The organism is Blastococcus sp. SYSU DS0828, from assembly GCF_054050975.1.
On sequence record NZ_JBJHAK010000005.1, the window covers coordinates 171,141 to 185,347 of the forward strand.

The 14,207-nt window shown below is 73.2% G+C and carries 14 protein-coding genes; 7 read left to right on the top strand and 7 right to left on the bottom strand.

Annotated elements, in window-relative coordinates:
* The first annotated feature begins 431 nt into the window (after positions 1–431).
* On the top strand, positions 432–623 hold the full coding sequence (locus ACI79Q_RS06005) for a hypothetical protein (protein WP_456590963.1): 192 nt from the start codon (positions 432–434) through the stop codon (positions 621–623).
* 160 nt (positions 624–783) lie between these two features.
* Positions 784–1,881, top strand: coding sequence for a hypothetical protein (locus ACI79Q_RS06010; RefSeq protein ID WP_456614377.1), 1,098 nt, complete (start codon positions 784–786; stop codon positions 1,879–1,881).
* Between the two features lie 4 nt (positions 1,882–1,885).
* Here ACI79Q_RS06010 and ACI79Q_RS06015 read toward each other — a convergent pair whose 3' ends face one another.
* From ACI79Q_RS06015 to ACI79Q_RS06030, 4 genes are all read right to left on the bottom strand, one after another.
* Entirely contained in the window at positions 1,886–2,065 is a 180-nt protein-coding gene (locus tag ACI79Q_RS06015) for a hypothetical protein (RefSeq protein WP_456590965.1), read from the bottom strand.
* A gap of 209 nt (positions 2,066–2,274) precedes the next feature.
* Positions 2,275–2,751, bottom strand: a complete 477-nt coding sequence (locus ACI79Q_RS06020; RefSeq protein ID WP_456614378.1) for a hypothetical protein — start codon at positions 2,749–2,751, stop codon at positions 2,275–2,277.
* Between the two features lie 275 nt (positions 2,752–3,026).
* Complete coding sequence (locus ACI79Q_RS06025; protein ID WP_456590967.1) at positions 3,027–3,671, bottom strand: response regulator; 645 nt, start codon at positions 3,669–3,671, stop codon at positions 3,027–3,029.
* A complete protein-coding gene (locus ACI79Q_RS06030) occupies positions 3,668–4,768 on the bottom strand; it encodes a sensor histidine kinase (protein ID WP_456614379.1) in 1,101 nt (366 codons plus the stop codon). Before ACI79Q_RS06030 ends, ACI79Q_RS06025 begins: the two co-directional genes overlap by 4 nt.
* Positions 4,769–4,879: 111 nt before the next feature.
* Between ACI79Q_RS06030 and ACI79Q_RS06035 the strand changes: the two genes are divergently transcribed.
* Together ACI79Q_RS06035 and ACI79Q_RS06040 are read left to right on the top strand one after the other, a co-directional pair.
* Positions 4,880–5,617 carry an ABC transporter ATP-binding protein gene (locus ACI79Q_RS06035; RefSeq protein WP_456614380.1) on the top strand — a complete coding sequence of 246 codons (738 nt, stop codon included), beginning with the start codon at positions 4,880–4,882 and terminating at the stop codon, positions 5,615–5,617.
* Positions 5,614–6,387, top strand: a complete 774-nt coding sequence (locus tag ACI79Q_RS06040; RefSeq protein WP_456614381.1) for an ABC transporter permease — start codon at positions 5,614–5,616, stop codon at positions 6,385–6,387. The genes ACI79Q_RS06035 and ACI79Q_RS06040 overlap by 4 nt, the downstream gene beginning before the upstream one ends.
* Before the next feature lie 87 nt (positions 6,388–6,474).
* Here the strand turns inward: ACI79Q_RS06040 and ACI79Q_RS06045 are convergent, their stop codons facing one another.
* Positions 6,475–7,341: a DUF368 domain-containing protein gene (locus ACI79Q_RS06045; protein WP_456614402.1), complete on the bottom strand. Its 867-nt coding sequence runs from the start codon at positions 7,339–7,341 to the stop codon at positions 6,475–6,477.
* Positions 7,342–7,614: 273 nt separating this feature from the next.
* On the opposite strand from ACI79Q_RS06045, the gene ACI79Q_RS06050 reads away from it, so the two are divergent.
* The 3 genes from ACI79Q_RS06050 to sigB all read left to right on the top strand — a co-directional run bounded on the left by ACI79Q_RS06050 (position 7,615) and on the right by sigB (position 10,058).
* Positions 7,615–8,145, top strand: coding sequence for a DUF421 domain-containing protein (locus ACI79Q_RS06050; protein ID WP_456614382.1), 531 nt, complete (start codon positions 7,615–7,617; stop codon positions 8,143–8,145).
* A gap of 225 nt (positions 8,146–8,370) precedes the next feature.
* Entirely contained in the window at positions 8,371–8,790 is a 420-nt protein-coding gene (gene dtd, locus ACI79Q_RS06055) for a D-aminoacyl-tRNA deacylase (RefSeq protein WP_456590972.1), read from the top strand.
* 281 nt (positions 8,791–9,071) lie between these two features.
* The gene (gene sigB / locus ACI79Q_RS06060) at positions 9,072–10,058 is read left to right on the top strand and encodes an RNA polymerase sigma factor SigB (protein WP_456596402.1); all 987 of its coding nucleotides are present in this window, start codon (positions 9,072–9,074) and stop codon (positions 10,056–10,058) included.
* Positions 10,059–10,256: 198 nt separating this feature from the next.
* Here the strand turns inward: sigB and ACI79Q_RS06065 are convergent, their stop codons facing one another.
* Positions 10,257–13,010 (bottom strand): bifunctional acetate--CoA ligase family protein/GNAT family N-acetyltransferase, encoded by a 2,754-nt coding sequence (locus tag ACI79Q_RS06065; RefSeq protein WP_456598558.1) that lies wholly within the window; start codon positions 13,008–13,010, stop codon positions 10,257–10,259.
* Positions 13,003–14,184, bottom strand: coding sequence for an acetoin utilization protein AcuC (locus ACI79Q_RS06070; RefSeq protein ID WP_456590975.1), 1,182 nt, complete (start codon positions 14,182–14,184; stop codon positions 13,003–13,005). Before ACI79Q_RS06070 ends, ACI79Q_RS06065 begins: the two co-directional genes overlap by 8 nt.
* Between the last annotated feature and the right edge of the window lie 23 nt (positions 14,185–14,207).

Sequence of the window (14,207 nt, forward strand, 5' to 3'; positions counted from 1 at the left end):
CCCATACGGCACGGAGCGCGAACTCCACCCCGTCACGGGTCACCGGGCGCGTCGGCTGCCGCCCTTCCAGGGGCCACGCGGGTAGCGAGGGACTCTCGCGCCGCGGCCGCTCCGCGGGAAGCCGCGGTCAGAACCGGCCCTCCTCGTCGCGGCGGGCGAACTGCAGTCGACTTCTTCAGCTGCTTCGTCGACGCATGTGCTGGTCCAGCAGCCTCCCGGCCAGCAGGGCGAGGGCGTCCCGGCCGAGCAGCTCGTCGGCGGCGGCGTCCCGGGCGATGCGGAGGGTCGGCACGCTCGCGAATCCAGCCACGGGTCAGCGGGACGCCCTCCTGGCGACCGCGCTCCTCCACGACCGCAGTGCGCCGGAGCGAGACGCCGCCCAGGGCCCGGCCCCGTGACGGCGTGGTGCCGCCGCCCCTAGCCTGGAGCAGATGCAGTGGCCACGGTGGGACAGCTCGGCACGCTGGTGGCTGATGGCTGCGGCCGTCGTCATGGGCGCAGCCGCGGCTGTCGCGGAGCTCTGGTGGACGACCGCCGGCATGGCCGTCCTCGTCGTCGGTCACCTCGCCGCCCTCGTCCGCCAGCGTCGTCGAGAAGCCGGCGAGGATCGCCCGGGCCAGTGAGCCCAGCCGGACGCACCCGCTCTGCGAGCGTCGACCCGCAACCGCAGCGCACGTGCCCGGCTCCGCCGCGCAGCACCCGCGCCTCCCCCGGTGCCCTCCACCCCGAGGGGACGCCCCGGTGGGCTCCGCAGGGAGTCGCGGACCGCGAGAGGATCGGGAGATGCCGCGCCGTCCAGCTCTCCGGGCCACCCTGGCGCTGGTGCTGGTCACGACCGTGCTCGCCGTCGCGGGGCTGGTGTGCCACCCGGCACTGCGCGCGACCGCGAAGGCCGTGTTCGTGCTCGACAGCGCGCTCGACGGGCCGCTCCCCCGGCCGTGGGCGCCACCGGTCGAGCGCAGCGAGCAGCAGTTGGGGGACGTGGTCGTCGACCGCTACTCGCCCGCTGCTGTCGCGCCGCCGGTCCTCGTGGTGCCCGGTGCGGCCCCCGCCGGGCGGGACGACGAGCGTGTCGTGTCCCTGGCCTCGTCGCTCGCCGCCGCGGGGCGGGAGGTGGTGGTCCCCGAGCTGAGCCTCTACGGGCAGGTGCTGGACGTCGACGACCTCGACCGGGTGGTGGAGGTGGCCGCGGAGCTCTGCCGCGGTGGCGATGAGCTGGTGCTCCTCGGGTTCTCCTACGGCGGGTCCCTCGCCCTGGTCGCGGCCGCCGACGAGCGCGTGGCCGGCTGCATCGACCTGGTCGCGACCTTCGGCGCCTACGCCGACCTGGTCGGGGTCCTCCAGGCGGCGGTGACCGGGGTCTCTGTCGTGGACGGTGAGGTGCACCCGTGGCAGGGCTCCGACGAGTCCGTCGTCCGCACGGTGCTCCAAGACGCGGCGACGCAGCTGGTGCCCGAGGATCAACGGGAGCCGCTGCGCCGCGCGCTCGAGCGGCGCGATCCGAGCGGTCTGCCCGCCGCCGCGCGCCACGTCTACCGCATGGCGACCACCGACGACCCGATGCTGGTGGCCGACCTCGCCCGGAGCCTCCCGCCGCCCGGGGACGCCCTCGTGGAGACGTTCTCCCCCGTCGACGTCGCCGACGACGTCGAGGCCGATGTGCTGGCCGCACACGCCCTCGACGACCCGGCCGTACCGGTCGCGGAACTCGTGCGCCTCCAGCGGGCCTTCCCCGAGGCGGAGGTGGCGGCTGTTCGTTCCTTCGAGCACGTCGACCTGGCCACGGACGCCGACCTCGGCGCCCTCCTCAGCGATCTGGTGACCGCGTGGGGATTCGTGCAGGGCGTGCTGCGGGCGCAGGAGGACTGGCCCTGGGACTAGGGGCTCAGGGCGCGACCTCGTCGACCAGGTCCTCCGCGGCCCTGTGCGTGCGCCGCAGCAGCACCTCGCCGCCGGCCCAGAGCGCCCCGAGGCCCGCGACGATCAGGACCCACGGCGGATCGGGCCACTCGATGATCGACTGCACGTGGCGGTGCAAACCCAGGACCAGGCCGGCGAGGTGCACGAAGGGCAGGAGGAAGAAGGGCTCGTCTCGATCGCCGCTCCATCGGGGTCGTCCGGCGGCAGGGTCGTGACCGGGGTGACATGTCGCGGACGAGGCGACGAGGCAACGCGGTTCCGCCGTCCCTAGCCCGGGGCCGTGCGCAGGATGCGACCGGAGAGGGCGTCCCGCGACTCCCGGGACGGTCTGCACGGGTGGACCGGCGGCGGAGGCTAGTCCGAGACCTCGCGGGCGTCCTCGTCACCGGAGGAGACGAGGAGCCGCTCGGCGAACGCTGCTTCCAGGCTCTCGGTGAGCAGGTAGACCACCCCGCCGAGGAACGGCGCCAGCGCCCAGACGGCGACGTGCGAGAAGAAGGCGCTCAGCAACGCCGCGGCGCCCAGGCCGACGAGCACGGACAGGATGTTGAGACTGGTGCCGAGCGCCAGGGTCTGGGTGGGGTGCTGGGGCATCGGCCGCCGGAAGCCGGCCGAGAGGAGGCCCTCGAGGAGGGTGAAGGACATGACCGCGCCCGCCGCGTAGAGGAAGATGCGCGGCAGGTCGGGCGGCCCCTGCGTCACCTGGCAGACCCCGAAGGTGACGGTGGCGAGGATGGAGAAGCCGAAGGTGGTGCTCTCCCGCCCGACCGTGCTGCGCATTCCCCGGACGACCGTGCTGCCCACGCTCTCCGTGTCCCTGTCCGTCGGCACGACATCCCCCTCGCAGTTCCGGTAGCGGCGTGCTCCGGTAGGCCCGGACCGCTGCGACTGCCCGCCATACCCAGACGCGCCGACCCATGCCTCCGGGGAGCGTCCGCGGCAGCCCCGCTACGGAGATGCGCCCCCACGCTCCTGCGCCGGCCGGGTGCAGCGCAGGCGGGCACCGTGCTGGAACTCGCTCGGCCACGGCCCGCACACGCCCGTGCGAATCACACGCCTGTCCCTCCCGGCCACCTCGGCCCCGCCCCGTTCTGCGGTTACGACGATCACGTGAGCAGTCCTTCGTGCAGGGCACGAAGGACTGCATTCGTCCGGTCGCGTGCGCCCAGCTTGAGCAGGATGGCCGAGACGTGGTTCTTCACCGTGCCCTCCACCAGGAACAGCGCCCCCGCGATCTCCCGGTTGGTACAGCCCTCGGCCATCAGCCGCAGGACCTCCAGCTCGCGGGTGGTCAGCGCCTGGACCGCCGGGGCACCGGCGTCAGCCGGTGGGGCCCCGGAGCGGACGGCCCGCAGCAGCCGATCGGTGATCGATGGGGAGATGAGCGTGCCACCCTCGGCCAGGGTGCGCACCGCATCGGTCAACTGCTCCAGGGTCACGTCCTTGAGCAGGTAGCCCCGCGCCCCGGCTCGGAGGGCTCCGAGCACCAGCGTGTCGTCGTCGAAGGTCGTCAGGACGAGCACAGGGATCTCGATACCGCGCTGGTGCAGCTGCTCCAGCGTCCAGATGCCGTCGTGGCGAGGCATGCGCAGGTCGAGGAGGACGACGTCTGGCGCCGTGGCCGCGATGACCTCCAGTGCCGACTGCCCGTCGTCTGCCTCGCCGACCACCGCCACCTCGGAGAGCTCCAGCAGTGTGCGGATGCCCTGGCGGACGAGGGTCTGGTCGTCCACCACCACGACCCGCGTCACGTCACCGGCGCCCGGGCGGTGACGCGAAAGCCCTCGCTCCCGTCGAAGGTCACGTCACCGCCCAGCGCCTCGAACCGCTCGGCGATCCCACGCAGCCCGTTGCCGGGCGTCGGTTCCCGCGCACCGCGTCCGTCGTCGACAGCGGTCAGGACGGCTCGGGAGCCCTCGGCACGCACCTCGATCCGGAGGGTGCGGGCACCGGCGTGCTTGATCGTGTTGGTCAGGATCTCCTGCACGGCACGGACGAACGCGGCGGTCTCCTCCTCGCCGGCGCGTACATCGCGGTCGACAGCGACGGAGACGTCGAGCCCCGGGATGTCCCGGGCCACCTGACGAAGCGCCTCGGCGAGATCCGGCGACTCGGTCCGCAGCCGGCCCACGGTGCTCCGGACGTCCGCCAGCAGGTCCCGCGCGACCCGGCCCGCTCGGTCGACGTGCTCGCGTGCCTGCTCACCTGGCCGGTGGCGTGCCGCCTCCAGCTCCAGGCTGAGGATGGTGAGCTGGTGCCCGATCAGGTCGTGCAGCTCGCGGGAGATCCGCACCCGTTCGGCCGTGCGCGCCGAGTCCGACAGCAGGACGGCGGCAGCCTGCAGGTCGATGTGCGCCTCGGTCAGCTCCCGCCGCATCCGCTGCTCGCGGATCATGGCCACCGAGCTGAGGACAGCGGCCAACTGGATCAGCAGGTAGAAGCCCGAGACGACGAGCACCTCGGGGGAGGCACCGTCCCGACCGGTGGAGTAGGCGAGAACGGCGGTGTTGAGCCCGACCAGGAGGATGCCGGCACCCAGCGGCGCGACGTGGACGCTTACGGCCGCGGTCACCACGAGGAGGACCGGCAGCAGCCCCACGTGGGGGGCGGCCAGGACGACCGACCAGGAGAGGACGACGGCCGTGGTGAGAGCCCCGTACCTGAGCGCAGCCGGTCGCTCGATGACCACGGCGGACAGCAGCGTGACGATGAACCCGGCGAACAGCACGATCCACCAGCCACGGGGGATCGATGTCTCGGCGACTCCGAACAGCACCGGCCCGACGACCACGACGGTCACGACGAGCATGGCGAGGCCCGACCACTCCTCGGGTCCGAGTCGTCGCATACGAGGAGCCTAGGGGCCGCTCGAGAGCCGGCCAGGTGCCGGAAGTCATGGTCACAGCTCCTGACCATCGGCACAGGCGACCGGGCGCAGGCCGCACCTAGCGTCGCAGCCATGGGAACTGCAGCTCCGGTGATCGATGCCGAGGACCTGCACAAGCACTACGGCGACAGAGTGGTCGTCGGCGGTGTCACCTTGCGGGTCGACCGGGGTGAGGTGTTCGGCGTCCTCGGGATCAACGGCGCGGGCAAGACGACCCTGGTGGAGATGATCGCCGGGTTGCGCAGGCCCGACCGCGGACGGGTGAGTGTCCTCGGCCTCGACCCGCACCGCGACCGGGCCCAGGTGCGCCAGGTCCTGGGCGTCCAGCTGCAGCAGGCCCACTTGCACCACGCCCTGACGGTCGCCGAACTGCTGGCGCTCTACCGCACCTTCTACCCCCGCCCCCGGCCCGCCGAGGAGCTCCTGGAACTGGTCGGGCTGCGAGAGCACCGCGACGCGCGCTTCGAGAAACTCTCCGGCGGCCAGCAGCAGCGACTGTCCGTCGCCCTCGCGCTCGCCGGTCGCCCGCAGGTCGCGATCCTGGACGAACTCACGACGGGCCTCGACCCGCGGGCCAAGCGGGCGATGTGGCGGACGATCGAGCGCCTCCGCGACGAAGGCGTCACCATCCTGCTGGTCAGCCACGCGATGGAGGAGATCGAACGCCTCTGCGACCGCGTGGCCCTCCTCGAGAGCGGCCGCACCATCGCCGTCGACACACCCGGCGGCCTGGTGACCCGGGCAGGTGCCGACGACCTCGACGACGCGTTCGTCGCCCTGACCGGCAAGGAACTGGAGGACGACGGATGAGCACCGAGGCGACGATGCGGCGTCACCGCCCGGGCCTGACGTCGTGGCTGACCCTGATCACCTGCGAGGCCAAGATGGTCGCGCGCGACACCTCCGGCCTCGTCGTGCCGATCGTCGTGCCGCTGCTGATCCTGGTGATGAACGCTTCGGCGGCCGGCGACGAGGTCGTGACCAACGGGCGCACCGTCTTCGACGTCTTCGTCCTGCCACTGGTGTTCACGATCGTCGTCGCGACCATCGGGATCATCAACCTGCCGAGCTTCCTGGCCTACTACCGTCGCACCGGGATCCTGCGGCGCCTTTCGGTCACCCCGGCTTCGCCGGTCATGGTGCTCGCCGCACAGGTCGCCGTGGGCGTGTTCCAGGCACTCATCGGCATCGCACTCGCGCTCGCACTCGCGGTGGGCGTGCTCGACGCCAACCTCCCGGTGCGTCTCGGCGTTGCCACGGGCGTGCTCCTGCTGGCGATGGCCGCGATGTACGCCGTCGGCATGATCGTCGCGGCGACGGCGCCGACACCCAACTCCGCGGTCGCGATCGGACTCGTCACCTTCTTCGCCCTCGGCGCCCTCGGGGGGCTGTTCGGCGGCCGCGACTCCCTGCCGGACGCCCTCGCCCTCCTCGGCGAACGGCTCCCCTTCGGAGCAGCCGTGCAAGCCCTGTCCTCGGCCTGGGCCGGCGTCGCGGTCGACCCCCTCCATCTGCTGAGCCTGGGCGCGACGACGGTCGTAGGCGTAGTCCTCGCCGCTGCGCTCTTCCGCTGGGACTGACGCGGAGGCGCCTGGCCGCCTCCGACCAGCCGGCGCGGACGGGCACGCCTGGCACTGGTCGGCTCGGGGATGCCCGCGAGACGGTCCTCAGCGGGGGTGGCTGTGCGGCCGCGCGCCCTCGGGCGCGGCCCGCCGTTCGACGTAGGCCTGGATGGCCACGAAGGCGGTGACCACGAGGCCGGCGCCGATGGCGAGGGCGAACATCGGCAGCCCGCCGTCGTCCGGTGCCAGCAGGGTCCGCTCCTCGTCCTGCCACGGCCACAGCGCGCGCAGGCACCCCACCATGAGGCCGCTCATGATCGCCAGGGTCAGGGCTCGGTGCCGGTGGAGGGCTGCCTGCAGGGCCTTCACGAACATCCCCAGCCCGAGCGCCGCGCCCAGGGCGAAGGCGCCCACGTAGGCGAGATCGCGGTCGTTCACCGCGGTCAGGGTGGGCTGGTAGAGGCCCAGTGTCAGCAGGAGGAAGGAACCTGACAGCCCGGGCAGCACCAGCGCGCAGATCGCCACCGCCGCGGCGACGACGACCACCGCCAGGGGTGGGTCCACGTCACCTGCGGGCGGCAGGCCGGTGAGCACGAACGCCGCGACGGCGGCCAGCACCGCTGCGGCGACGTCGCGCGAGGACCAGCGCCCCACCATCCGGGCCGGCACGATGATCGAGAACAGCACCATCCCGAAGAAGACCGCGCGGGCGCCCACGGGGTGGTCGGTGATCACCGGCTCCAGGAGGCGGGCGGCGGCGAGGACGGCGAAGAGCATGCCGACGAGCACCGGGACGATGGTCGACCACTCCGCTCGGCCCACCTGCTCCCGGGCTCGCGCCCACTGGCCCGTCACGGCCAGCCGCAACGCGGTCACGACGTGCCCGGCACCGTCGATGAGCCGCTCGTAGACCCCCACGACGAGGGCGACCGTTCCCCCGCTGACCCCCGGCACGACCTCCGCGGCGCCCATGGCCACGCCGCGGAGGACGTGACCGGGGGCGGGAGGCAGGCGCGACGGCCGCTCGGGTGGGGCAGAACTCGCGTTCACTGGTGGGCGCACCAGGACGAAGTTACCGCCGACACCCTGGCGCGATGTGGTCGTCGACCGGTGCGCCGCGAAGGCGTCGTCCGACGGAGCTGCCCGCCCGGTCCCACCGTTCCCGGCTGGCGCGATCGAGGCCCTCCCGTTGAGGTGGTCATCGGCGTCGACAGTGGCGCCCTGACACCTCCGGAGGTCACCCGCGTGAACCAGACCCAGTTCCTCTGGGACGGCTGGGACCCGATCCTGCGCATCCTCCTGGTCGGCACCTTCGGCTACATCTGGCTGGTGCTGCTGCTGCGCGGCACCGGCCCCCGCAACATGGCCAAGATGACGCCGTTCGACTTCGTCATCACCGTGACGCTCGGCTCGGCGTTCGGCCGGGTGCTCACCGCCTCCGAGGTGCCGTTGTCGGAGGCGTTCGTGACGTTCGCGCTCCTCGTCGCGCTGCAGTGGCTGTTCGCCGCGGGGCGGGCGCGGTGGTCTGCCCTCAGGCGGCTGGTGGACCCCGGCCCGACGCTGCTGTTCCACGACGGGCAGCCGGTGGACCGCGCGCTGCGCCGGCACCGCATGATCGAGGCGGACCTGCACTCGGCGGCGCGGGAGAAGGGGTTCGGTTCACTGGACGACGTCGCGGCGGTGATCCTGCAGGCCGATGGCACGCTCGCCGTGGTCGGCGCGAGCAAGATGGGCGACGGCGCCTCGGTGCTCCCCTTCACTTCGACCGGGAGGTGACGACGACGGCGGCGCGCCGCTGGGGGCGCGCCGCCCAGGGTCGGCACCGGCCGTCGTCGTGGCCATGATCAGCTTCTCCCGGTCGGTGTGCCGCGACCGATCCGGCAGCACCATCGGCGCCGCGGCTGTGGCGGGGCTGTGCGCCGGCCCCGACCTCCATGCGGGTCCGCAGGTCCCCGCCCGTCGCCGGCGGGGGCGCGGGAGAATGCCGAGGTGCGAGCGGTGGTGAGCCGGGTGAGTACAGCGGCTGTAACTGTGGACGGCGGAGTCGTGGGCGAGATCGGCCCCGGCTTGCTGTCACTGGTCGGAGTGGGCCGGGACGACGACGCGGACCGGGCACGCGCGATGGCGCGCAAGATCCACGAGCTGCGCATCTTCCCGGGGCCTGACGGCGCGGTGTCCGCGTCCGACCTCGGGCTGCCGCTCCTCGTCGTCAGCCAGTTCACGCTCTACGCCGACACGCGCAAGGGCCGCCGCCCGTCCTGGCAGGACGCCGCCCCGGGCGAGCTCGCCGAACCCCTCGTCGACGAGGTCGTGGCCGAACTGCGCCGCCGCGGCGCGACCGTGGCCACCGGGGTCTTCGGTGCCAGCATGCGGGTCTCGTCGGTCAACGAGGGGCCGATGACCCTCCTCCTGGAGGTCTGACCTGCGGAACCGCCCGGGGCCAAATGACATGACTGGGACCCCGCGGCCCCGGGTACCGAGGGGTGACCGAAGACACTCCCTGTCGGTTTGCTGTGAACGGCGGGTTAGCGGAACACGAACCCCCGTGGCGGCCGTTGTGCAGGGCGTACCACACCGGACAGAGAAGAGCGGGACCGGCCGGTGACCCCGTAGCCGTGGACCCGCTCCACGCCTGGACCGCACCGCCGCCCGACGACGCCCGGCAGGTGCATCCGAACCCAAGGCAAGGACGAAGACCCATCGTGACGCTGCTGCAGTCCTCCCCCACCGACACCCTGGACGTGCGCGCCCCCCGGCGGGAGCCCGACACCAGCGGCCTGGTCTCCACCGACCTCGTGCGCGTCTACCTCAACACGATCGGCAAGACCGCTCTGCTCACCGCGGAGCAGGAGGTGGAGCTGGCCAAGCGGATCGAGGCCGGGCTCTACGCCGAGCGCCTGCTCGCCGAGCAGGAGGGCCTCACCCCGGCCCGCAAGCGCGACTACAAGATCCTGGCGACCGACGGCAAGGCGGCCAAGGCGCACCTGCTGGAGGCCAACCTCCGGCTCGTCGTCTCGGTGGCCAAGCGCTACACCGGCCACGGCATGACGTTCCTGGACCTCATCCAGGAGGGCAACGTCGGCCTGATCCGTGCCGTCGAGAAGTTCGACTACACCAAGGGCTTCAAGTTCTCCACCTACGCCACCTGGTGGATCCGGCAGGCGATCACCCGCGCCATGGCCGACTCCGGGCGCACGATCCGGCTGCCCGTCCACCTGGCCGAGCAGGTCAACAAGGTCGTCCGGACCCGCCGGCGCATGCACCAGGAGCTGGAGCGGGAGCCCACCGCCGAGGAGCTGGGGCTGGAGCTCGACCTGCCCGAGGAGCGGATCACCGAGCTGCTCGAGTACAGCCGCGACCTGGTCAGCCTCGACCAGACCGTCGGCGCCGACGAGGAGTCCCGCCTGGGTGACTTCATCGAGGACGCCGACGCCGCCGTCGCGGAGGATGCCGTGGCCTTCCAGATGATGAAGGGCGATGTGCGCACCGTGCTCTCCACGCTGGAGGACCGCGAGCGGGACGTCGTCGTGCTGCGCTTCGGCCTCGACGGCGGCCAGCCCCGGACGCTGGAGCAGATCGGCAAGCAGTTCGGTCTCTCCCGCGAGCGGGTGCGCCAGATCGAGCGCGAGACGATGGCCAAGCTGCGCGACCCGCAGCGCGCCGACGCCCTGCGCGACTATCTCGCCTGAGCGATGACACTGTCGTCCTCCGGACGACACCACGGCCACGAGCCGTCCCCCGGCTGCGCTGAGCGTGTCCACGGACGTCCTGCCGGGAGCCTCCGGCCCCGCGCCAGGACGCCGTTGCGCGCAGAGCGGCTCACCTCGACGAGGTGACTGCCGGGCACGAGAGCCCGTCCCCGACTCCGGGGGCGGGCTCTCGGCGTCTCAGACCGGCGAGCGCATCCTCCTGGGCCCGGGGTCGACCCGGGCGGTGGGCGGACCGATGCGGGCGGTGCCGCCGGCCACCACGAGCGACCGGCCACCGTGCCACGGGTTCTTCGGACCCACGATGACCGGCTCCAGCTGCAGGTGCAGCACCTCGGGCAGGTCGTCGGCGAGGCGGGCCACCCGCAGCAGCAGGTCTTCCAGCGCCTCCACGTCGACCGGCTCCGCACCCCGGTAGCCGTCGAGCAAGGGCCAGGCGCGCGGCGCGCGGACGAGCTCGGCTGCGTCCAGGTCGGTCAGCGGCAGCGTTCGGTACGCCCGGTCGCCGAGCAGGTCGGTGGCCACGCCCCCGACGCCGAAGCTGACGAGCGCCCCGAACGACGGGTCGTCGACGATCTCGACCACGGTGGCGACACCGGGGGCGGCCATCTGCTGGACGATCACCGGATCGCCCGCCGGGATCGCGGCGTAACCGGCGCGGACGGCGTCGGCGTCGACGAGGTCGAGGCGCACCCCGCCGAGGTCGGACCGGTGCCGCAACCACGGCGCTGTGGACTTCAGGACGACGGGGTAGCCGATCTCGTCCGCGGCGGCGACGGCGTCCTCCGCGCTGGTCACCGTCCGCGTCGCGAGGACCGGGACGCCGTAGGCCCCGAGCAGCTCGATCAGCTCGTGGTCGACCAGCTCGCGCCCGCCGGCGCCCTCGGCCAGGACGCGGCGGACCAGGCCGCGGGCGGCGGCCTCGTCGACGTCGGGCAGGTCGGGCACCTCGCCGACCGGGCGGCGGCGCCATCGGCCGTACTCCACCACCTTGGCCAGCGCGATGACCGCCCGCTCGGGCGTGCTGTACGACGGCACCGAGCCGCGGGCGGGCATCCCGTGCTCGTCGAGCACCGCGAGCTCGGGCGGGATGCCCTCGGCGGAGAGGAAGCTGGCCACGATCGGCTTGCCCGACCCGGCCGAGACCTCACGCAGCGCCGGCCCGTACTCGGCCGACCCGGCCATCAGCGGCGGCAGGAACACCGCGATCACCGCGTCGACGCCCTCGTCGTCGACGGCGGCCTGCAGCGCGGCCCGGAACTCCTCGGGGCTGCCGGCGACCCCGATGTCCACCGGCGCGTCGTGCGCCAGCTCCATCCCCTCCTCGAGGACGGCGTCGGCGACGAGCACCCCAATGGCGGTCGAGTTGCCCACGACCGCGACCCGGGTCCCGGCGGGCACGGGCTGGTGGGCCAGCAGCGTGCCGACGTCGAACAGCTGCGCGACGGTCTCCACGCGGATCACCCCCGCCGAGGCGAACAGCGCCGCCACCGACTGCTCGGGCACCGCCACCGACGTGCCCGCGAGGCCCGGGGTGACCCCGACGTGCCGGCCGCTCTTCACCGCGACGACCGGCTTGGTGCGCCCGACGGTGCGGGCCAGCCGGGCGAACTTGCGGGGGTTCCCGAAGCTCTCCAGGTGCAGCAGCACCACCTCGGTGCCGGGGTCGGTGGACCAGTACTGCAGCAGGTCGTTGCCGCTGACGTCGGCGCGGTTGCCGGCGGAGACGAAGGTGGACAGCCCGATGCCCCGGCTGCGGGCCCGCTCGAGCAGCGCGACGCCGAGCGCGCCGGACTGGGCGAAGAACCCGACCCGGCCACGGCCGGGCACCATCGGCGCGAGGCTGGCGTTGAGCCGCACCTCCGGGTCGGTGTTGACCACGCCCAGGCAGTTGGGCCCGACCACCCGCATGCCCGATGCGCGGGCCGCGGCGACCAGCCGGCGTTCGGCCTCACGCCCCTCCGGCCCGGCCTCCCCGAAGCCGCCGGAGATCACGACCAGGCCGCGGACCCGCTTCCGGCGGCAGGCCTCCACCACGCCGGCGACCTCGTCGGCGGGCACGGCCAGGATCGCCAGGTCGAGGTCGTCGGGGATGGACTCGATGTCGGCGTACGCCGGGACGCCGCGCACGTGCCGGGCGCCGGGGTTGACCGGGTAGACCGGCCCGGCGAACCCGTAGTCCAGCAGGTGCCGGAGCACCGCGTTGCCGATCTTGCCGGCGTCGTTGCTGGCGCCGACCACGGCCACCGAGGACGGCGTCAGCAGCCGGGCGATCGACCGCGACTCGCTGCGCTGCTCGCGCTCGTAGGCGACCGCGAGCGCGTCCTCCGTCTGCTCGATGGGGAAGGTCAGGTGGACGACGCCGTCCTCGTACGAGCGCTCGGCCTTGTACCCGGCGTCGCGGAAGACCCGCACCATCTTGCTGTTCTGCGCCAGCACCTCGGCGACGAAGCGCTTGATGCCCCGCTCCCGGCCGGCGGCGGCGAGGTGCTCGAGCAGCACCGAGCCCAGCCCCCGCCCCTGGTGGGCGTCCTCGACCAGGAAGGCCACCTCGGCGTCGTCGGTGCCGGGGTACCGGTCGTAGCGGCCGACGGCGACGACCTGGTCGCCCAGCAGCACGACGAAGGCGACCCGGTTGTCGTGGTCGACGTGGGTGAACCGATGCAGGTCGCGCTCGGACAGCCGCTTCATCGGCCCGAAGAACCGGTAGTAGCGGGTCTGGTCGCTGCTGCGCTCCATCAGCCCGTTGAGGCCGGCGGCGTCCTCGGGGCAGATCGGCCGCAGGTGCACCGTGCCGCCGTCGGCGGCGACGATGTCGGCCTCCCAGTGCGGCGGCGGCGTCGGGTTCTGCTGCTGCTCGTCGGGCGACCCCTCCCCAGGGGCCCGCTGCGAGCCTGCGAGCGGTGGGGGGGAGAGGGGTCCTTGTTCAGTCACGGGGGTCGTCCGGGTCGAGGCCGAAGTAGGGGAAGCTGGCACGACGGGTGCGCATGATCGCCCGGTCGACCCGGGACTCGGTGAAGGTGTCCCACCGGGAGAAGCCGGTGTACCCGCCCTCGGTCATGTGCGTGGGCGGTCGGGCGCGCAGGCCGCGGCGCAGCACGTCCTCGCGCCACGGCTCGGGGATCTCCGTGGCCGGGTCCAGCGTCGCGCCACCGGCCTCGGCGATCAGGTGGGTCCACGCTCGGGGCACGCAGCGCACCAGGCCGTACCCACCGCCACCGAGGGCGACCCAGCGCCCGTCGCAGATCTCGTGGGCCAGTTCGTGCATGGCCTTGTAGCTGGCGCGCTGCCCGTCGACGGTGAGCGCGAGGTCGGCCAGCGGGTCCTCGTGGTGGGCGTCGCACCCGCACTGGGTCACGATGATCTGCGGCGCGAAGGCCTTGAGCACGCTGGGCACGACGGCGGTGAACGCCCGCAGCCAGGACGAGTCGTCCGTGCCGTTGGGCAGCGCGAGGTTGACGGCGCTGCCCAGGGCCTTGCCGGGGTCGCCGGTCTCCTCCGGGAAACCGGTGCCCGGGAACAGCGTCAGCGGCGTCTGGTGGATGCTCACGGTGAGCACCCGGGGGTCCTCGTAGAACGCGGCCTGGACCCCGTCACCGTGGTGGACGTCGAGGTCGACGTAGGCGATCCGCTCGTACCCCTGGCCCAGCAGCCAGGCGATGGCGATGGCGGCGTCGTTGAAGATGCAGAAACCCGAGGCGGCCCCCCGCATCGCGTGGTGCAGGCCGCCGGAGATGTTCACCGCGTGCTGTGCGGCGCCGCTGTGCACCTGCTGGGCGGCGAGCACGCTGCCCCCGGTGATCAGCGCCGCGGCCTCGTACATCTCCGGGAAGATCGGGTTGTCCGGGGTGCCCAGACCGTGGCCGACGCCGGGATCGGCCGGCGCCTGGCGCACCGCCTCCAGGTACAGCGGGTCGTGGACCAGGGTGAGCAGGTCCTCGCCGGCCGGTTCCGGTGCGAGCACCCGCAGCCGGTCGCTGGACAGCAGGCCGAGGCCGTCGGCCAACCGCATCGTCAGGTCCAGCCGCACCGGGTGCAGCGGGTGGTCGCCTCCCATCGTGTAGCCGAGCAGCGCGTCGTCCCAGACGACGGCGACCGAGTCGCTCACGGCACCTCCCCTCCGGCGCGCCC